The 19,293-nt window shown below is 73.5% G+C and carries 11 protein-coding genes; 4 read left to right on the top strand and 7 right to left on the bottom strand.

Annotated elements, in window-relative coordinates; all coding sequences use genetic code 11:
* Window positions 1-258 precede the first annotated feature (258 nt).
* Window positions 259-5,193: an NAD-glutamate dehydrogenase gene (locus ACWDNY_RS15575; RefSeq protein ID WP_451646276.1), complete on the top strand. Its 4,935-nt coding sequence runs from the start codon at window positions 259-261 to the stop codon at window positions 5,191-5,193.
* 362 nt (window positions 5,194-5,555) lie between these two features.
* On the top strand, window positions 5,556-7,070 hold the full coding sequence (locus tag ACWDNY_RS15570; RefSeq protein ID WP_451646275.1) for a hypothetical protein: 1,515 nt from the start codon (window positions 5,556-5,558) through the stop codon (window positions 7,068-7,070).
* Between the two features lie 130 nt (window positions 7,071-7,200).
* Here ACWDNY_RS15570 and ACWDNY_RS15565 read toward each other — a convergent pair whose 3' ends face one another.
* Window positions 7,201-8,019: an ABC transporter ATP-binding protein gene (locus ACWDNY_RS15565; protein WP_451646274.1), complete on the bottom strand. Its 819-nt coding sequence runs from the start codon at window positions 8,017-8,019 to the stop codon at window positions 7,201-7,203.
* A complete protein-coding gene (locus tag ACWDNY_RS15560; protein ID WP_451646273.1) occupies window positions 8,012-8,923 on the bottom strand; it encodes an ABC transporter permease in 912 nt (303 codons plus the stop codon). The genes ACWDNY_RS15565 and ACWDNY_RS15560 overlap by 8 nt, the downstream gene beginning before the upstream one ends.
* A 182-nt stretch (window positions 8,924-9,105) precedes the next feature.
* Between ACWDNY_RS15560 and ACWDNY_RS15555 the strand changes: the two genes are divergently transcribed.
* Window positions 9,106-9,732, top strand: a complete 627-nt coding sequence (locus tag ACWDNY_RS15555; RefSeq protein ID WP_451646272.1) for a TetR/AcrR family transcriptional regulator — start codon at window positions 9,106-9,108, stop codon at window positions 9,730-9,732.
* A 195-nt stretch (window positions 9,733-9,927) separates the two neighbouring features.
* Here the strand turns inward: ACWDNY_RS15555 and galE are convergent, their stop codons facing one another.
* The 3 genes from galE to ACWDNY_RS15540 form a co-directional block, all read right to left on the bottom strand.
* Window positions 9,928-10,908, bottom strand: a complete 981-nt coding sequence (gene galE, locus ACWDNY_RS15550; RefSeq protein WP_451646271.1) for a UDP-glucose 4-epimerase GalE — start codon at window positions 10,906-10,908, stop codon at window positions 9,928-9,930.
* 108 nt (window positions 10,909-11,016) lie between these two features.
* Window positions 11,017-12,615, bottom strand: a complete 1,599-nt coding sequence (locus tag ACWDNY_RS15545) for a glycosyltransferase family 2 protein (protein WP_451646291.1) — start codon at window positions 12,613-12,615, stop codon at window positions 11,017-11,019.
* Window positions 12,616-12,815: 200 nt separating this feature from the next.
* The gene (locus tag ACWDNY_RS15540) at window positions 12,816-13,331 is read right to left on the bottom strand and encodes a MarR family winged helix-turn-helix transcriptional regulator (RefSeq protein ID WP_451646270.1); all 516 of its coding nucleotides are present in this window, start codon (window positions 13,329-13,331) and stop codon (window positions 12,816-12,818) included.
* Between the two features lie 138 nt (window positions 13,332-13,469).
* Here ACWDNY_RS15540 and ACWDNY_RS15535 point away from each other — a divergent pair, with 138 nt between their 5' ends.
* On the top strand, window positions 13,470-13,883 hold the full coding sequence (locus ACWDNY_RS15535) for an organic hydroperoxide resistance protein (RefSeq protein WP_451646269.1): 414 nt from the start codon (window positions 13,470-13,472) through the stop codon (window positions 13,881-13,883).
* A gap of 293 nt (window positions 13,884-14,176) precedes the next feature.
* Here the strand turns inward: ACWDNY_RS15535 and ACWDNY_RS15530 are convergent, their stop codons facing one another.
* Window positions 14,177-16,525 carry a bifunctional glycosyltransferase/CDP-glycerol:glycerophosphate glycerophosphotransferase gene (locus tag ACWDNY_RS15530; protein WP_451646268.1) on the bottom strand — a complete coding sequence of 783 codons (2,349 nt, stop codon included), beginning with the start codon at window positions 16,523-16,525 and terminating at the stop codon, window positions 14,177-14,179.
* A gap of 7 nt (window positions 16,526-16,532) precedes the next feature.
* Entirely contained in the window at window positions 16,533-18,809 is a 2,277-nt protein-coding gene (locus ACWDNY_RS15525; RefSeq protein ID WP_451646267.1) for a bifunctional glycosyltransferase/CDP-glycerol:glycerophosphate glycerophosphotransferase, read from the bottom strand.
* Window positions 18,810-19,293: the final 484 nt, after the last annotated feature.

The following is a 19,293-nucleotide window of genomic DNA, read 5'->3' as shown; positions in this document are numbered from 1 at the left end:
CGATAGCTGATCCTCGCGGGCGGAAGGTGGCCCCGACGGTGGCCGGGACGCCGAACGGATCCCGGGCACCGGCACCGGCGAGAGCAGCGTCACACCCCCCGGGCGTGTCGACATCGGCCGATATCCCCCCGCTCATCTCCCCTTGCGGCATAGCGTCGGAACAGACCGGAGACCCCGTGTCGTGGCGTGACGCCGACAGGCAAGAGACCGAACTTCCTTCTACGTCACGCAACGGCGCGCGACAGGAGCCAGAGGACAATGCAGACCAAGCTGGACGAAGCCAAGGCCGAGTTGCTCGAAAGGGCCGCCCGGGTAGCTGAGAACAGCCCGGTCGGGGGGTACCTACCGACCGGGTCGACGAGTGAGGGCGTGCCGGACCGGGACACCCTGCTCAGGTTCCTCCGGCGTTACTACCTGCACACGGCTCCCGAGGACCTCGCCGACCGCGACCCGGTCGATGTCTTCGGTGCCGCCTTCTCCCACTACCGCCTGGCGGAGAGCCGCCCCCAGGGCACGGCGAACGTGCGGGTCCACACCCCGACCGTCGAGGAGAACGGCTGGACGTGCAGCCACTCCGTGGTCGAGGTCGTCACCGACGACATGCCCTTCCTGGTGGACTCCGTCACCAACGAGCTGACGCGGCAGGGGCGCGGCATCCACGTCGTCGTCCATCCGCAGTTCGTGGTCCGGCGCGACCTCACCGGAAAGCTCCTGGAGATGCTGCCGAAGCCGCCCGCCGGCGAGCAGCTGCCGCACGACGCGCACGTCGAGTCCTGGATCCACGTCGAGATCGACCGGGAGACCGACCGCGGCGACCTCAAGCAGATCACGGCCGATCTGCTGCGCGTCCTGTCCGACGTCCGCGAGGCCGTCGAGGACTGGGAGAAGATGCGCGAGGCGGCGGTCCGCCTGGCCGAGGGGCTGCCCGGGGAGCCGATGCCGGGCGACCTGCGCCCGCAGGAGGCGGAGGAGGCCCGCGAGCTGCTGCGCTGGCTGGCCGACGACCACTTCACGTTCCTCGGCTACCGCGAGTACCAGCTGCGCGGGGACGACGTGCTGGCCGCCGTGCCGGGCACCGGCCTCGGCATACTGCGTGCGGACCCGCACCACGCCGGTGAGGACAGCCACCCGGTCAGCCCGTCCTTCGAGCGGCTGCCCGCCGACGCCCGCGCCAAGGCCCGCGAGCACCGGCTGCTCGTCCTGACCAAGGCCAACAGCCGGGCCACCGTGCACCGGCCGTCGTACCTGGACTACATCGGCGTCAAGAAGTTCGACGAGAAGGGCGAGGTCGTCGGCGAGCGCCGCTTCCTCGGCCTGTTCTCCTCCGCCGCGTACACCGAGTCCGTGCGGCGCGTCCCGGTGATCCGCCGCAAGGTCGACGAGGTGCTCGGCCTTGCGGGCTTCTCGCCCAACAGCCACGACGGCCGCGACCTGCTGCAGATCCTCGAGACCTACCCGCGCGACGAGCTGTTCCAGACGCCGGCCGACGAACTCCAGTCCATCGCCACCTCCGTGCTGTACCTGCAGGAGCGCCGGCGGCTGCGCCTGTACCTGCGCCAGGACGAGTACGGGCGCTACTACTCCGCCCTGGTCTACCTGCCCCGCGACCGCTACACCACGGGCGTACGGCTGCGGATCATCGACATCCTCAAGGAGGAGCTCGGCGGCATCAGTGTCGACTTCACGGCCTGGAACACCGAGTCGATCCTGTCCCGGCTGCACTTCGTCGTCCGCGTCCCGCAGGGCACCGAGCTGCCGCAGCTGTCCGACGCCGACCGGGAGCGCATCGAGGCCCGCCTGGTCGAGGCCGCCCGCTCCTGGGCCGACGGCTTCGCCGAGGCGCTCAACGCGGAACTGGGCGAGGAGCGCGCCGCCGAGCTGCTGCGCCGCTACAACCACGCCTTCCCCGAGGGCTACAAGGCCGACCACTCGCCGCGCGCCGCGGTCGCGGACCTGGTCCACCTCGAACGGCTTGGCGAGGACCAGACGTTCGCGCTGAGCCTGTACGAGCCGGTGGGCGCCGCTCCGGAGGAGCGCCGCTTCAAGATCTACCAGAAGGGCGGCTCGGTCTCGCTGTCCGCCGTCCTGCCGGTGCTCAGCCGGCTCGGCGTGGAGGTCACCGACGAGCGGCCGTACGAGCTGCGCTGCGCCGACCGGACGACGGCGTGGATCTACGACTTCGGTCTGCGTATGCCGAAGCCGACGTCCGGCGGTGTCGACTACCGGGGCGACGACGCCCGCGAGCGGTTCCAGGAGGCCTTCGCCGCCACCTGGACCGGCAAGGCGGAGAACGACGGCTTCAACGCCCTCGTGCTCGGCGCCGGGCTGACCTGGCGGCAGGCGATGGTGCTGCGCGCCTACGCCAAGTACCTGCGTCAGGCGGGCTCCACCTTCAGCCAGGACTACATGGAGGACACCCTCCGCACCAACGTCCACACCACCCGTCTGCTCGTCTCCCTGTTCGAGGCGCGGATGTCGCCGGACCGGCAGCGCGCCGGGCACGAGCTGGTGGACGCCCTGCTGGAGGAGGTCGACGCGGCCCTCGACCAGGTGGCCTCCCTCGACGAGGACCGGATCCTGCGGTCCTTCCTGACGGTCATCAGGGCGACCCTGCGCACGAACTTCTTCCAGGAGGCCGCGGACGGCGGCGCGCACGACTACGTGTCCATGAAGTTCGACCCGCAGGCCATCCCGGACCTGCCGGCGCCGCGCCCGGCCTTCGAGATCTGGGTGTACTCGCCGCGTGTGGAGGGCGTGCATCTGCGCTTCGGCAAGGTCGCCCGCGGCGGCCTGCGCTGGTCCGACCGTCGCGAGGACTTCCGCACGGAGATCCTCGGCCTGGTCAAGGCGCAGATGGTGAAGAACACCGTGATCGTGCCGGTCGGGGCCAAGGGCGGCTTCGTCGCCAAGCAGCTGCCCGACCCGAGCGTGGACCGGGACGCGTGGCTGGCGGAGGGCATCGCGAGCTACAAGACGTTCATCTCGGCGCTGCTCGACATCACCGACAACCTGGTCGCCGGCGAGGTCGTGCCGCCGCGGGACGTCGTCCGGCACGACGGCGACGACACCTACCTCGTCGTCGCCGCGGACAAGGGCACGGCGACGTTCTCGGACATCGCCAACGAGGTCGCGCAGTCGTACGACTTCTGGCTCGGCGACGCCTTCGCCTCCGGCGGCTCGGCGGGCTACGACCACAAGGGCATGGGCATCACCGCCCGCGGTGCCTGGGAGTCCGTCAAGCGGCACTTCCGCGAGCTGGGCGTCGACACCCAGACGGAGGACTTCACGGTCGTCGGCATCGGCGACATGTCCGGTGACGTCTTCGGCAACGGCATGCTGCTGTCCGAGAACATCCGCCTGGTCGCCGCCTTCGACCACCGGCACATCTTCATCGACCCGGACCCCGAGGCGGCCACCTCCTACGCCGAGCGCCGGCGCCTGTTCGAGCTGCCGCGCTCGTCGTGGGAGGACTACGACACCGGGCTGCTGTCGCCCGGCGGCGGGGTGTTCCCGCGGACCGCGAAGGCGATCCCGGTCAACGCGCACATCCGCAAGGCGCTCGGCATCGAGTCGGGCGTCACCAAGCTGACCCCGGCCGACCTGATGCGGGCGATCCTCCAGGCCCCGGTGGACCTGCTGTGGAACGGCGGCATCGGCACCTACGTCAAGGCCAGCACCGAGTCCCACGCCGACGTGGGCGACAAGGCCAACGACGCCATCCGCGTCGACGGCGCGGACCTGCGCGTCAGGGTCGTCGGCGAGGGCGGCAACCTGGGGCTGACCCAACTCGGCCGGATCGAGTTCGCGCAGGCCGGCGGCAAGGTCAACACCGATGCCATCGACAACAGCGCGGGCGTGGACACCTCCGACCACGAGGTGAACATCAAGATCCTGCTCAACCGCCTGGTCACCGAGGGCGACATGACCGTCAAGCAGCGCAACAAGCTGCTCGCCGAGATGACGGACGAGGTCGGCCATCTGGTCCTGCGCAACAACTACGCGCAGAACACGGCGATCGCCAACGCGCTCGCCCAGTCCAAGGACATGCTCCACGCGCAGCAGCGCTTCGTCCGCCACCTGGTCCGCGAGGGGCACCTGGACCGGGCGCTGGAGTTCCTGCCCACCGACCGCCAGATCCGCGAGCGGCTCACCGCCGGTCAGGGCCTGACCGGTCCGGAGACGGCCGTCCTGCTGGCGTACACGAAGATCACGGTCGCCGAGGAGCTGCTGGCGACCTCGCTGCCGGACGACCCGTACCTGCGCGGTCTGCTGCACACGTACTTCCCGGCGGCGCTGCGCGAGCAGTTCGCCGAGCAGATCGACGGTCACCCGCTGCGCCGGGAGATCACCACGACAGTGCTGGTCAACGACACGGTGAACACGGGCGGTACGACCTACCTGCACCGCCTGCGGGAGGAGACCGGGGCCTCGCTGGAGGAGATCGTCCGGGCGCAGACCGCGGCTCGCGCGATCTTCCGCTCGGCGCCGGTGTGGGACGCCGTCGAGGCGCTGGACAACAGGGTCGACGCGGGCGTCCAGACCCGGATCCGGCTGCACTCGCGCCGGCTGGTCGAGCGCGGCACGCGCTGGCTGCTCAACAACCGGCCGCAGCCGCTGGAGCTGGGCGAGACGGTCGCGTTCTTCGCCGAGCGCGTGGAGCAGGTCTGGTCCGAGCTGCCGAAGCTGCTGCGGGGCGCGGACCTGGAGTGGTACGAGCAGGTGTACGCCGAGCTGTCCGCGGCCGGGGTGCCGGACGAGGTGGCCACGCGGGTGGCCGGGTTCTCCTCCGCCTTCCCGACGCTCGACATCGTCTCGGTGGCCGACCGCATGGGCAGGGAACCGCTGGACGTCGCCGAGGTGTACTACGACCTCGCCGACCGTCTCAGCATCACCCAGCTGATGGACCGCATCATCGAGCTGCCGCGCGCCGACCGCTGGCAGTCCATGGCGCGGGCGGCGATCCGCGAGGACCTGTACGCGGCCCACGCGGCCCTGACGGCGGACATCCTCGCCGCCGGCAACGGCAGCTCCACTCCGGAGCAGCGCTTCAAGGTGTGGGAGCAGAAGAACGCGGCGCTGCTGTCCCGGGCGCGTACCACGCTGGAGGAGATCCGCGGTTCGGACGAGTTCGACCTCGCCAACCTGTCGGTGGCGATGCGGACGATGCGCACGCTGCTGCGGACGCACTCGTAGCGCGCCGGTCCCTCACGGGGACCGCACAGCACCGGGGGCGTCCCGGGCCGGCCTGGCCCGGGGCGCCCCCTTGGCGTGTCCGGGGCGTGGCGAGGCCCGGGGACGGCGCGGAGACCGGCGTGGGGAACGGCGTGGGGAACGGCCGGCGGACCGGCGGACCTCTCGGACGGGGATCGATCCGGGTACCGCCGAACGGCACAGCTTCAGTTCCTGGCAAATAGGACAATATATATAAAGTTGCCGCGTGACTGTGAACCTCATCGAGAGCCGTCCGGCCGCGGTGGCGGCGGCGCGCGCCCTCGTCCCCGCACACCTCCCCGCACCCGCCCGGCCGGTCACACGGATCCTGATCCTTCGGTGCGATGCTCGCCCCGCCGCCTGAGGCACCCCCTCAGGGGCGGGCCGTCCCCCGTCCCGCGGACGCCTCCGCGCGCGTCGCTCTCGTCCGGGCGGCGGCCGCATCCGTGCTCGTCCTGCTGCTGCCGGTGATCGGAGTGCTGCCCTGGGCCGGCGACCTCGGCATACACGCGGCGACCATCGAACGCCTGCGCCACAACCTGCTGCACCCCGGCAACCCGCTCGTCGACGCCGACACGCCGAGCCCGTACTACTCGCCGTGGATGCTGCTGCTCGGCTGCGTCGCACGCGGCACCGGTGTGTCGGTCTTCCTCGTGTTGCGGTTCGCCGCGCTGGCCGGGCTGGGCCTGCTGGCCACGGGTGTGTGGCGGTACGTCCGGACCCTGAGCACCCACCGGGCCGCGCCCGCGGCGGCCGGCCTGTGCCTGGTGCTGCTGTGGGGGACGGCCCCCCTCAACTGGAGCGGCTTCCTCGGCCTGAACTCCCTCGCGCTGACGGTGTCGTACCCGAGCGTGTTCGCCCTCGGCCTCACCTTCCACCTCTGGGCGTGGCTGACCCGGGCGCTCACCCTGCCGGCCGGATGGGCGGGCTGGCTGGGGCTCGGCGGCCTGTGGGCGGTGACCCTGCTGTGCCACCAGTTCACCGGGGTCGTCGCCACGCTGGGGGCGGTCGCCGCGGTGCTGGCGGCGTGGCCCGCGCGGGTGGTGTGGCCCCGGCTCGGTGCCGGCGTGCTCCTGGGGTCGCTGACGCTCTGGCTCTGGCCGTACTACGACTTCTTCGCCCTGTTCACGGCCGGTACGGACCTGGAGGCCGTGCACCGGGCGCTCTACACGGACGTCGCCGGCCGCTACTGGCTGGCGCTGCTGGGGGTGGTGGCCCTGGTGCTGCGGTGGCGGCGCGACCGGTGGGACGTGCTGGTGCTGTTCTTCCTGCTCGGCACGCTGGTGTGCGCGGCGGGCTGGGCGGCCGGCCACTACTCCTGGGGGCGCGCCGCGCCCGCCGTGCTGATCCCGGCCCAGCTCGCCGCCGCGCTGGAGGCCGTCGAGGGCGGCCGGCGGGCGGCGCGGGCGCGCTGGGCCTGGCTGCTGGCCGGCGCGCTGGCCGTCGGGGCGTGGGCCCAGGCGGGGGTGCTCGGGTACGTGGTGGGGCGGTCGGCCCTGCCGGAGCCGCTGGCGGTCAACTACACGCCGCCGTGGACGGGGTACGGCTGGATCACACCGTTCGTGAGGTACGGGGACGTGGTCATGGCCCGCACGTCCGCCTCCCGGCAGATCCCGGCGTACGGCGCCTGCACCGTGGCGCCCGGTTACCCCGACTTCTTCCTGCCGGACGAGAGGCAGCGGCAGGCGGCCGTACGGGACTACTTCGCGCCGGGGACACCGGGCGGTGAACGGCGGGACATCCTGCGCCGGTACGGCGTGCGCTGGGTGGTCGACCGGGGGAGCACCGCGCCCGGCGCGGGTCTGCGGGAGGTGGCCCGCGGGCCGGACGGCCAGGTGCTGTACGCCGTGGCGGACTGACCACGGCGATGCGCCGCGGTGGCCCCGACCCGCATGAGCCCGGCGGCGCGGACCGGCCCGCCGACCCGGCGGCTCCGGGCCGGCGCGGCGGGACCGGCGGAAATTCCGGTCCCGCCGCCGGCCGGTGTCCCTACTTGCCCGTGAAGGCCTCGTACGCGTCCATGACCTCGTCGGTCGGCCCGTCCATGCGCAGCTCGCCGCGCTCCAGCCACAGCACCCGCTCGCAGGTGTCGCGGATCGTCCTGCCGCTGTGGCTGACCAGGAAGACGGTGCCCGCCTGCTTGCGCAGTTCGCGGATCCGCTTCTCGGAGCGCTTCTGGAAGGAGCGGTCGCCGGTCGCCAGCGCCTCGTCGATCAGGAGCACGTCGTGGTCCTTGGCGGCTGCGATGGAGAACCGCAGGCGGGCGCCCATGCCGGAGGAGTACGTCCGCATCGGCAGGCTGATGAAGTCGCCCTTCTCGTTGATGCCGGAGAAGTCGACGATCTCCTGGTAGCGCGCCTTGATCTGCTCGCGGGACATGCCCATGGCCAGGCCGCCGAGGTAGACGTTGCGCTCGCCGGTCAGGTCGCCCATCAGGGCCGCGTTCACGCCGAGGAGGGAGGGCTGGCCGTTGGTGTAGATGTGGCCGCTCTCCACCGGGAGCAGTCCGGCGACCGCCTTGAGGAGCGTCGACTTGCCGGAGCCGTTGGTGCCGATCAGGCCGATCGCCTCGCCCCGGTAGGCGACGAAGGAGACGTCCTTCACCGCGTGCACCTTGCGCACGCCCGCGGCCTTCTCGGCCTGCTTGCGGCGCAGGATGCGGTTGAGGGCGGCGGTCGCGGAGCCGCGGCCGCCGCCGGTGCCGTTGACCCGGTAGACGATGTCGACGTGGTCGGCGACGACGGTGGGGATCTTCTCGGCGGCCGCGGGGGCGGCCCCGGCGGTGCGCGGGGTGGTCGTTTCAGCCACGGCCGTACGTCTCCTCAGCCTTCCAGAAGTAGATGAAGCCGCCGGCGCCGGCCAGCAGCGCCCAGCCGACCGCGTACGCCCACACGTGGTGCGGGAGCTGACTCGCGTGGAAGCTGTCGATCAGCGCGAAACGCATGAGGTCGATGTAGACGGCGGCGGGGTTGGCCTCCAGCAGCGCCTTCACCGTGTGCGGCAGGTTGGTGCGGTCGAGCATCGTGTCGATGCTCCACATGACGCCCGAGACGTACATCCAGGTGCGCAGCACGAACGGCATCAGCTGGGCGATGTCCGGGGTCTTGGCGCCGATCCGGGCCAGGACCATCGACACGCCCGCGTTGAACACGAACTGCAGCACCAGCACCGGCAGGGTCAGCAGCCAGGAGACGCCGACCGGCACGCCGAAGACCAGCAGGATCACCACGAGGGCGGCCATCGAGAACAGCAGCTGCTGGAGCTGCTGCAGCGCGAAGGAGATGGGCAGCGCGGCCCGCGGGAAGTGCAGCGCGCGCACCAGGCCGAGGTTGCCGGAGATGGCCCGGGTGCCCGCCATGATCGAACTCTGCGTGAAGGTCCACACGAACACGCCCGTGACCAGGAACGGCACGAAGTCCGGGACGCCGTGCTTGGTGCCGAGCAGGACGCCGAAGATGAAGTAGTACACGGCGGCGTTCAGCAGGGGGGTCATCACCTGCCAGATCTGCCCGAGCTTCGCCTGGCTGTACTGGGCGGTGAGCTTGGCGGTGGCGAAGGCGCTGATGAAGTGCCTGCGGGCCCACAGCCGGCGGACGTACTCGGGCAGGGAGGGACGGGCGCCGCTGACGGACAGGCCGTGGCGCGCGGCGAGCGCCGCGAGGTCGTCCTCGGCCTCGGCCGGGGAGGGCGGTGTGTGGAGGACCTGGCTCACATCCGCTGCTTTCGTTCGGGGGGTGGGGATGCGGGCGACCGGTGCCGGGCCCGTCGTGCGCTCGCTCGCGCGATTCTTCACGTTCTCACGTCGGGACGGCATCGTATCGACGCAACGTGAGAGTAGGGCGAAGCGACGTCGGAACGCAACCGTTTCGTCGTGACGCCCCTATGCTGGATCGCATGACGACGAACGCCGAGGAGCCCCGGGCGCGTCCGCGCCGCCGGGCCCCCGCCGGGGCGGCCGTGCTCCGGGAGGACGTGACGGAGGCCATCCGGGCGGCCGTCTTCGAGGAACTCGCGGCCGTGGGCTACGCGCGGATGTCCATCGAGGGCATCGCGCGGCGGGCGGGCGTCGGCAAGACCGCGGTGTACCGGCGCTGGCGCTCGAAGCTGCACCTGGTGCTCGACATCGTCTCGGCGCTCGCCGTGCAGGGCCTGCCCGTCCCCGACAGCGGCTCCCTCCAGGGGGACCTGCGCCTGCTGTACGGGCTGACGTCGCGGGCCCTGCGCCACCCGGTGGCCTCGCAGATCATCCCCGATCTCCAGGCGGAGGCCGCCCGCAACCCCGACATCGCCGACGCCATGCAGAAGGCGCTGCGGGACGGGCAGGAGAGCGTCGCCAGCAGCATTGTGGCGGCGGCCGAGCGGCGCGGCGAGATCCGCGCCGGTCTCGACGAGGACCTCGTCCTGGACCTGATCTCGGGCCCCCTGTACTGGCGCGCGGTGGTCATCCGCAGTGCCAAGCTGCCCAAGGGCTATCTGGACTCCCTCGCCCGCGCGACGGCGGAGGCCATCAAGGCCCTGTGACCGGGCCCGCGGCCCGGCACGCGCTCGCCGGGGCAACGGCGACGCCGGAGCACGGGCCCCTGGACCCGGCACGAGGCACCCGGCGTCCGGGCCCGGGCGCCGGTTCCGGCAGCACTCCGAAGCCGGCCCCGGGCGCCGGTTCCGGCAGCACTCCGAAGCCGGCCCCGGGCGCCGGGTCGGCACTCCGGGGCCCGGTCAGCTCCGGGCCGCGTCCGGGTGGTGGTGGATCCAGCCCTCCCAGGCGGACGTGATCATGTCCTGGACGTCACGCGTCGCCTTCCAGCCGAGTTCGGTGGCGATGCGGTCGGCGGAGGCGACGACGCGGGCGGGGTCGCCCGGGCGGCGCGGGGTCACCGCCGGGGGACGGTCGTAGCCGGTGACGGCGTTGATCGTGTCGATCATCTCGCGCACCGACACGCCCTCGCCGCGGCCGATGTTCAGCGTCAGGTGCAGGCCGGGGGAGGGGCCCAGGGCGCGGGCCGTGGCCACGTGCGCCTCCGCCAGGTCCACCACGTGGATGTAGTCGCGGATGCAGGTGCCGTCGGGCGTCGGGTAGTCGTCGCCGAAGATGCGCGGGGAGGCGTTCCGCGTGAGGCGGTCGAAGACCATGGGGACGAGGTTGTGGACGCCCGGGTCCGCCAGATCGGGGGCCGCCGCGCCCGCCACGTTGAAGTAGCGCAGCGCCGCCGTGGACAGTCCCGCCGCCCGGCCCGTGGCGCGGACCAGCCACTCGCCGGCCAGCTTGGTCTCGCCGTAGGGCGACAGGGGCGCGCAGGGCGTCTCCTCCGTGACCAGCTCCACGCCCGGCATGCCGTACACGGCGGCCGAGGAGGAGAACACGAACGAGGTGACCCCGGCCGCCGTGACCGCATCGAGCAGGACGCGCAGGCCCTCGATGTTCTCCCGGTAGTAGTGCAGCGGACGCTCCACCGACTCGCCCACCTGCTTCTTCGCCGCCAGGTGGACGACACCGGTGACGTCGTGCCCGGCCAGGGCGCGCGCCACCCGCTCGCCGTCGAGGGTGGAGCCCACCACCAGCGGGACGCCCTCCGGGACGCGGTCGGCCCGGCCGGTGGACAGGTCGTCGTACACCACCGCCCGCTCGCCCGCCGCGGTCATGGCGCGTACGACGTGCGCCCCGATGTAGCCGGCGCCGCCGGTGATCAGCCAGGTCATGTGCGGCCCTCCTCGTCCGTTGGCCCGTGGTGACGCGTTCGCCCCCGTGTGCGGGGACACCGGGGCGGCGGAAACCGGCATACCGGGTGTGCCGCCCGGGGCCGGCTCTCAGTGAAGCAGGCGCCGGAGCCTGCCGCGGACGACCGACGCGACGCCGCTCGGGCCGGTCGCCATCCGCAGGGCGAGGGCGCCGGAGTGCGTGGCGTACGGCTGTACGAGCAGCACTCCGTACAGCAGGCTCGGCACCGCGCGGCGCCGCAGCAGGCCGGTGCCCCGCCGGGCGTGCGCCGTGGTCTGCCGTGCCGTGCCGTCGGCGAGGCGCAGCGTGAGGCGCAGGTCCCAGGTGCCGGCGCCGAGCGCCGCGAGGTCGACGGCCGTCTCGGCCGGCCAGGTGCCGTCCGGGGCGGGCCTCAGCTCGACGGTGGCGCGCTGGGCGGTGCGCCCCGTCTCCCGGTGCCGCCACTCCACCTCCAGCACCCGGGGGCCGGCCTGCGCGACCCTGCCGTACAGGTCGTGCAGGCGCAGCCGCAGGCTGGAGCCGCGGGACCGGGGGCGCAGCTCCGCGTCCACGGCGAGGGGCAGCAGGTGCACCGGACGGGTCAGGAACGGCTCCAGGGTGACCTGGGGCAGGTCGTCCGACCAGATGGGCGTGCCGTCCGCGGCGCGCGCGTACGGCGGGCACAGCCGCGCCGGGCGGGCGGCGAACTCCCTCAGACGGGGCAGGTCGCGGGGCTCGGGCGACGCGAGCACGACACGGGCGATCAGGCGTCCGGGCGCGGCCGGTTCGCAGGCCCAGTCGGCCGCGTCGTACTCCGCGAGGTACTCCCGGGTGTGCGCCCACCACGCGCGCCGGTACTCCGCGTCGCGCAGCCCGAGCTCGCGCGCGTACATCCGCAGTTCGTGGCCGAGGAACTTGGCGCGTGCCGCCCGCGCGAGCTCCTTCTGTCCGGCGTCCAGCAGGATGTCGTGCGCCAGCCGGCCGGCCCGGGTGCGGGCCCGCCAGTTGTCGATGCCGCCGCGGTCCAGGGAGATCGACAGCTGCTCGGCGGACCGGCGTACGTGCCAGGTGTAGACGCGGTCGGGGACGAGGACCATGCGCGGGGCGGCGGCCAGTACGCGGGCGGTGAACACGAAGTCCTCGTAGGGGAAGCGCCCTTCGGGGAACCGGATGCCGTGCTCGCGCAGGAAGCCGGTGCGGTACAGCTTGTTGACGCACAGCGTGTCGCGCACCAGGCGCGGCCGCCGCGCGGGCTGCTCCAGCACGGACCTGCGCGCGTACAGGCGCTGCTGCCAGGGCACTTCGCGTCCCGAGGGCAGTTCGCGGCGCACGCACAGCCCGGCCGCGACCTGCGCGTCCTCCTCGGTGGCCGCCGTCAGCAGCGCGGCCGCCGCACCGGGCGGCAGGACGTCGTCGCTGTCGAGGAACATCACGTAGGGGGACGTCACCGCGTCGAGGCCGGTGTTGCGGGGACTGCCGCATCCGCCGCTGTTGGTGTCGCGCCGGACCACCCGCAGTCTGGGCTCGGTCGCCGCGAGGCGCGCGAGCAGCCCGGGGCTGCCGTCCGTGGAGCAGTCGTCGACGGCGACGACCTCGCCGACGGGCTCCTGCGCCAGCGCGGAGCGCACCGCGTCGGCGAGGTGGGCGGAGTCGTTGTAGCCGATGACGACCACGCTGACGTGTGGTGCCTGCTGGGATTGCGGGTGCATGGAGTCCACGGGCCGGAATCGTAGGTGCGGTCGTTAATCTCCCGTTAAGAGAGCCTTGGCTCCCTGTAGGTAAGACGGTGAGAATACGGGACGGGTTCCCCCGTACGGGGCAGCCGCAGGCGGACCGGCCGAGCGCCACGGACGGGTGAGAGAGGGCCACGGCCGTCGCCGGGAGCGTCACGCCCGACGGCCGCCGCCGTTCAGGCCCGCTCCTCCCCCGGCGCCGCAGCGTCGAGTACCGCGGCGTCGAGTGCCGCCCCGTCGAGCGCCGCGGTCAGCTCGTCGAGGCGGGCGCGCAGGGCGCGGATCTCCTCCGGGGTGAATCCGGTCGCCGACACGATGCGGCCGGGTACGGACTTCGCGCGCTCGCGCAGCGCGGCGCCCTCGCCGGTCAGCCGCACCTCCACCGACCGCTCGTCGCGCGCGCTGCGCTCCCGGCGCACCAGACCGGCCGCCTCCAGGCGCTTGAGCAGCGGGGACAGCGTGCCGGAGTCCAGGCGCAGGTGCTCGCCGAGCCTCTTCACCGGCGTCTCGCCGTGCTCCCACAGCACCAGCATCACGAGGTACTGGGGGTAGGTGAGCCCGAGCTCCTTGAGGAGTACGCGGTAGACGCCGTTGAAGGCGCGGGTCGCCGCGTGCAGGGAGAAGCAGATCTGGTGGTCGAGGCGCAGCCACTCGCCCTCGTCCGGTGCGGTCCGCGGAACCTGGTCTGTCATGCCTCCAGGGTAGCTCCGGACAGGCGATTAAATTGTGCACAACTTAATTGTGTGCTCTACTCGTGGTCGTGGGGCGGACCGGACGCACGAGCAGGGACCGGCCGCCCGGGCACCACTCTTCGAGAGGGATGGTTTTCCATGGACGCGCTCTACACCGCCGTCGCCACCGCCACCCATGGCCGCGAGGGCCGCGCCGTCACCCCCGACGGCAGGCTCGACCTCCAGCTCGCCGTCCCGGTGGAGATGGGCGGCAACGGTCAGGGCACCAACCCCGAGCAGCTGTTCGCCGCCGGCTACGCCGCGTGCTTCGCCAGTGCCCTCGGCCTGGTGGGCCGCCGGGCGCAGGTGGACCTCGGCCAGGCCGCGGTCACCGGGGAGGTCGGCATCGGCAAGCAGGGTGAGGGCTTCGCGCTCTCGGTCACCCTCCGCATCGAGCTTCCCGACTCCGTCGACGAGGCCACCGGACGCAAGCTGGTCGAGCAGGCCCACCAGGTCTGCCCGTACTCCAACGCCACCCGCGGCAACATCCCGGTCGAGCTCGTCGTCGAGTAGCCGGACGCGCGGCGGACCCGCCGCACCACACCGGCGGCCGGGGGTCGCCGGGGCGGCAGGCCGCCCCCTGGATCACCCCATCGAGTGACGCGGTCAGGGTTCTGGCGTGTCACCGGACCGGGTGACGCGGCTTTCCGGCGCATAGTGGCGGAGAGGCCGTGGCCGCTCCCTGTCGCGCAGGGAGCGGCCACGGCCGGGGGCGGCCGGCCGCCGCCGTTCGTCCCGTGCGCGACGCCCGCCACCCGCGTCGCCCGGGCCGCGCGACGGCCGGCCGCCCCGGTCCCGCTCCCGCCTCACGGCCGGGGGACGAGTGCGTCCGTGTCCTGCCCGGACGACTGGGCCGGCAGCTGCGCGGTGGTCCGGACGCCCGCCGGGGTGGGGACCGCGGCCGGCGCGGTGCGGGCCGTCTCCTCCGGCGTCCAGTCCTCCTGGCCGAGCAGCAGCGTCCGCACCACCCGCTCGGCCGCCCACCCGTCGTCGAACTCGCAGAACCGTGCCCGGAAGGCGGTCCGCAGCCGCGCCGACTCCGCGTCCCGCCAGCGGCCGGTCGTGAACAGCTCCGCCAGCTCCGGGTACGAGCGCGACACGTGCCCCGGTGGCTCGGCGGTGACGTCGAAGTAGACGCCCCGGCTGGCCGCGTAGGCGCCCCAGTCGTCGGCGTGGACGACGATGGGCCGGTCCAGGTTGGCGTAGTCGAACATCAGTGCCGAGTAGTCCGTGACCAGCACGTCCGAGGCCAGCATGAGGTCCTCGACGTGCGGCTCGTCGGTCGCGTCGACGACCAGCCCGCGCCGGTGCAGCTCCGCCAGGCCCAGCCCGCGCGCCGGGCCGGCCGCGAGCGCGGGGTGCAGCCGCACGACCAGGGTGTGGCCGCCGCCGAGGTCCGCCGCGAACCGGGCCAGGTCGATCCGCTCGGCGTGGCCGCCGCGCCGGTAGTCGCGGCGGGTCGGCGCGTACAGCACGACCGTGTGGTCCGCCGGGATGCCGAGCCGGGCCCGGACCGCGTCGCCGTCGCCCGGCCGTGCGCCGGCCAGGACGTCGTTGCGCGGGCTGCCACTGCGCACGGAGGTGAAGTCGCAGGGGTAGGCCCGCTCCCACACCAGTTCGGAGTGCCGGTTGGCGACCAGGCTGTAGTCCCAGCGGTCGGCCCGGCGCAGCATCTGCGGGACGTCGACGCCGAGCCGGGCGCCCGGCTTGCCGAGCAGATCGGCCGCCATGTACTTCAGCGGGGTGCCCTGGTGGGTGTGGATGTGGACGCTGCCCGGCCGCTTGGCCAGGGCGCCGGGCCAGTTGACGTTGTTGACGAAGTACATGGCCCGCGCGGTCACCTGCCGGTAGCGCAGGGAGCCCAGCCGGACGTACTCGACGTCCGGCGGCACCAGCCCCGCCCGGGCCGCCGCCTGCTCCGCCTCGACCGCCTCCCGAAGGTCGCGGACCACCCACACGCCGCGCAGGTGCGGGGCGATCTCGCGGGCCTTGCGGTGGACGGCGCCGGGGTCCCCGAGCATCCCGCGGTGGTGGAACGCCGAGTAGACGACGAGGTCGGGGTCCAGCGCCCGGCGCGCGTGCAGCGCGGCCCAGCCGTCCTTCATCCGCCCCGCGGCGGCTCGCCGGACCTGAAGCGTCCGGCGCCCGAGCTCCCGGCCGGCCCGTCCGGACTGCCGCCTGACCTGGTACGCCGCCCAGCCGCCCGCCAGCAGCCGCAGCTCGCCGTCCAGAGGGGCGCCGGCGGGCCGGTGCCTGCGGACCATCTCCGCCGTGCGGCGGTGGAACTCCGGCTTGTCCGACGGGGGCAGCCGGTCCGGTTTGGCGAGGATGTCCAGGCAGTGCGCGCCCATCTTGCGGTGCAGGTAGGGCCGCCACGTGTCGAGATCGGGACGGGAGTCCAGAAACGCGAAGACCCGCTCGTACTGGTCGTGGATGTCGAAGTGCCTGCGGCTGGTGGTGGACAGGATGTTGCCCTGGCGCCGCTGGCGGTAGTACAGGCAGATCCGGTCGAGGGTGGCGATCCGCTCGGCGCTGAGCATGACCGGGAAGGTCCAGGGCGTGTCCTCGTAGTAGCCCGGCGGGAAGGCGAAACCGTGCTTCTCCACGAAGTCCCGCCGGTAGACCTTGTTCCACACCACCATCAGCAGGTCGAGGATCTCGGGCCGCTCGGCGGCGGTGAAGGTGCCGTCGTCCTCCTCCGGCTCCCCGGCTCCGCCCGGACGGGGGGAGCGGCCGGCGGAGAGGACGTGGGCGAGCGCGTTGCGCCGGGTCCCGCCCCACCAGTAGGTGCGGGCGTAGTCGAAGACCAGCACGTCCGGGTCGGCGGTCTCCTCCAGGCGGTCGGCCATCGCGCGCAGCGCCCCCGGGGTGAGGGTGTCGTCGCTGTCGAGGAAGAACAGGTAGTCGCCGGTGGCGTGCGGCATGCCCGCGTTGCGCGCGCGGCCCAGGCCCACGTTCTCCGGCAGGTGCAGCGCGGTGACGCGCGGGTCGCGGGCCGCGTACGCGTCGAGGATCGCGCCGCAGCCGTCCGGGGAGCAGTCGTCCACGGCGATCACCTCGATGTCCCGGAACGACTGCTGCAGGACCGAGTCGAGGCATTCGCGCAGGAAGCCCTGCACCTTGAAGACGGGGACGACGATGCTGAAGCGGGGCACTCTTCGGTCAGCTCCTAACGAGGGTGGCGGGGGCGGGTGCCGGGACGCGCTCGGTGAGCGGGACCACGGGTGGGAGCGTCCGCGGTGGCCGGCCGAGGAACACCCGGCGCACGACGCGTTCCGCGGCCCGTCCGTCGTCGAACTGGCAGAACCGCTCCCGGAACCGGGCCCGCAGCGCGGCCGCCCCCGGCCCCGCGTACGTGCCGTCGCGAAAGACACGCGCCAGCTCCCCGGGCGTGCGCGCCACCGGGCCGGGCGGCGTCCGCATCAGGTCGAAGTAGACGCCGCGCGTCTCGCGGTAGACCTCCCAGTCGTCGGCGTACACGACGATCGGCCGGTCGAGGTGGGCGTAGTCGAACATGATCGACGAGTAGTCGGTGACCAGCGCGTCGGCGGCCAGGCAGACGTCCTCGGAGGAGGGGTGGGCGGTGACGTCGATGACGCGGCCGCTGCTCCGTCTGCCGCCCCGGTCGTAGAAGTAGTGCGCGCGCAGCAGGACGACGACGTCCTCGCCGGCCGCCTCGCAGAACGCCTCCAGGTCCAGGTCCGTCTCGAACCCGGTGCGGTAGTCCCGGTGCGTGGGCGCGTACAGGACCGCGGTCGCGCCCTCCGGGACGCCCAGTTCCCGGCGGACGCGGGCGACGTCGCCGGCGTCGGCCGTGTAGTAGACGTCGTTGCGGGGATAGCCGTACTCCAGGGCCTGGTAGGCGCCGGGGAAGGCCCGCTCCCACATCTGGGTGGAGTGCCGGTTGGAGGAGAGGTTGTAGTCCCAGCGGTCCACCCGGCGCAGCAGTCTGGTGAAGCTGCCGGTCGCGGCGGCGACCACCGGGTACGGCGACTGGTCGACGCCCATGGTCTTCAGCGGGGTGCCGTGCTGGGTCTGCAGGTGCACGCTGCCGGGACGCTTGACCACGGCGTCCGCGAAGTTGGCATTGTTCACCAGGTACTTGGCGCGGGCCAGCACCTTCCAGTACCGGCGGGTGCCGATCACCGCGTGGTCCACGCCCTCGGGCAGGGTGTGCGCGCGGCCCGGCTCGACCAGGAACACCGCGCGCAGGTGCGGGGCGAGTTCGCGGGCCGCGGCGTGCAGGGCGGCCGGGTTGCAGGCGTAGCCGCGGCCCCAGTAGGCGCAGTACACGACGAGGTGCTCGTCGAGCGGGCGATGCAGGTGCCACCGGTACAGCAGGCGCATACGCACCCCGTGCGTCCGCGGCAGGGCTCCGGCGGCCCGCGTGGCCGCCCGGTCGACGCCGCGCAGCGCGTGGAACAGCGTGTACGCCCCCGCCGCCAGCAGCCGCTGCCGGGCTCCCGCGCCGCCGCGGGGCATCCGGTGACCGGCCGGACGGTGGCGGCGGTGGAGGCGGCCCGCCCGGCGGAAGAAGGCCCGGCGCCGCCGCGCGGGCAGCAGTTCGGGGTGGGAGACGGTGGTCAGCACGGCGGCGAAGAGGTGGTCGAAGAGGGGTGCCAGCCGGTCGGTGGGCAGCCCCTGCTCCGCGGCCCGGGCGAGCACCCGCTCCGTCTGGTCGAGGAGGTCGAACTGGTGCTCGCCCGGGAGCCGGAGCCGACTGCCCTGCCGGCGCAGCAGGTGCCGTACGACGACCCGGCGCAGCACCGCGACGCGTTCGGCGGCGAGGGTGACCAGGCCGCCCCAGCCCAGGTCGGTGTGGTGTCCCTCGGGGAAGGCGAGGCCGTGGCCGGTGACGAACGAGCGCCGGTAGGCCGCGCTCCACGCCGGGAGGCGGACGCCCGTGAGGTCCGGGGCCTCGGCGGGGGAGAAGGCGCGCGTGGGCGCCCCCGCGAGCAGCGGTCGGGCCGGGTTGACCGGCTCGCCCTCCCACCAGGGCGTCCGCTCGTGCTCGAAGTACAGGACGTCGATCTCTGCGCCGTCGCTTCCGGTCCCGGTTCCGCGGTCGCCGTCGCTTCCGGTCCCGCGCTCGCCGTCGCCCTCGCGGCCGAGCTCGTCGAGGCGGGCGGCCAGCGCTGTCAGGGACCCCGGTGCCAGGGTGTCGTCACCGTCGAGGAACAGCAGGTACGCGCCGGTGGCCGCCCGCATCCCGGCGTTGCGTGCGGCGCCGAGCCCCGCGGACGGCGGTGAGTACACCGGGGCCACCCGGGAGTCCCGCGCGGCGTATCCGGTGGCGACGTCCGCTGCCGGGGCGCCGGGCGCGTCGCAGACCGGGATCAGCTCGAAGTCGCCGTAGGACTGCGCGAGGACGGAGTCCAGCGCCTGGGACAGCCGGCCCGCGACCCCATGGGACGGGACGACGATGCTGAAGCGGGGCATTCTGCTCTTTCCGTTGTGGTCCGGGGCCGGCTCCGGGCGCGGTGGGCGGCGGCCGTCCCGCGACCGCCGTGCGGCCGCCCTGGGGGCGCCGGTGGTCGGCCGCAGGGGGTGGGTCGCGGCCTGCTGGGGTGCGGACGGACCTCCGGAAGAGCAAACGGCGTTCGGTGGCATTGGGTGACGGTCTGGTGACGGAGAGGTTGCGACGCGGTGAGTGAGCGGTGCGTCTTCGCGTTCCGGGGGCACGGGAACGCCACCGTGCGCCGGGCCCTTCCCGCCGGACGCCCGGACCGCCCGCCGACCGCCCGCTGACCGTCCGCCGACCGCCCGGGCCGCCCGTCACCGGGCCCGGGCCGACCGCTGACCGCCCGGACCGCCCGCGCCGCCCGTCACCGCGCCCGGACCGCCCACCGACCGCGGCCGGCGTCCGCCCCACCGGCGGAGGAGCGAAGCGCGGCAGGCGCCGATGCCGGGCCCACGCGCGGGC

This window comes from Streptomyces sp. NPDC003697 (assembly GCF_053587115.1).
Note: the sequence above shows the minus strand (reverse complement) of the source record. Positions and strands in the feature narration are given on the sequence as shown.

Coding starts and splice junctions, on each gene's coding strand:
- ACWDNY_RS15575 (WP_451646276.1), top strand. CDS start 259: ATGCAGACCAAGCTGGACGAAGCCAAGGCCGAGTTGCTCGAAAGGGCC.
- ACWDNY_RS15570 (WP_451646275.1), top strand. CDS start 5,556: ATGCTCGCCCCGCCGCCTGAGGCACCCCCTCAGGGGCGGGCCGTCCCC.
- ACWDNY_RS15555 (WP_451646272.1), top strand. CDS start 9,106: ATGACGACGAACGCCGAGGAGCCCCGGGCGCGTCCGCGCCGCCGGGCC.
- galE (WP_451646271.1), bottom strand. CDS start 10,908: ATGACCTGGCTGATCACCGGCGGCGCCGGCTACATCGGGGCGCACGTC.
- ACWDNY_RS15545 (WP_451646291.1), bottom strand. CDS start 12,615: ATGCACCCGCAATCCCAGCAGGCACCACACGTCAGCGTGGTCGTCATC.
- ACWDNY_RS15540 (WP_451646270.1), bottom strand. CDS start 13,331: ATGACAGACCAGGTTCCGCGGACCGCACCGGACGAGGGCGAGTGGCTG.
- ACWDNY_RS15535 (WP_451646269.1), top strand. CDS start 13,470: ATGGACGCGCTCTACACCGCCGTCGCCACCGCCACCCATGGCCGCGAG.
- ACWDNY_RS15525 (WP_451646267.1), bottom strand. CDS start 18,809: ATGCCCCGCTTCAGCATCGTCGTCCCGTCCCATGGGGTCGCGGGCCGG.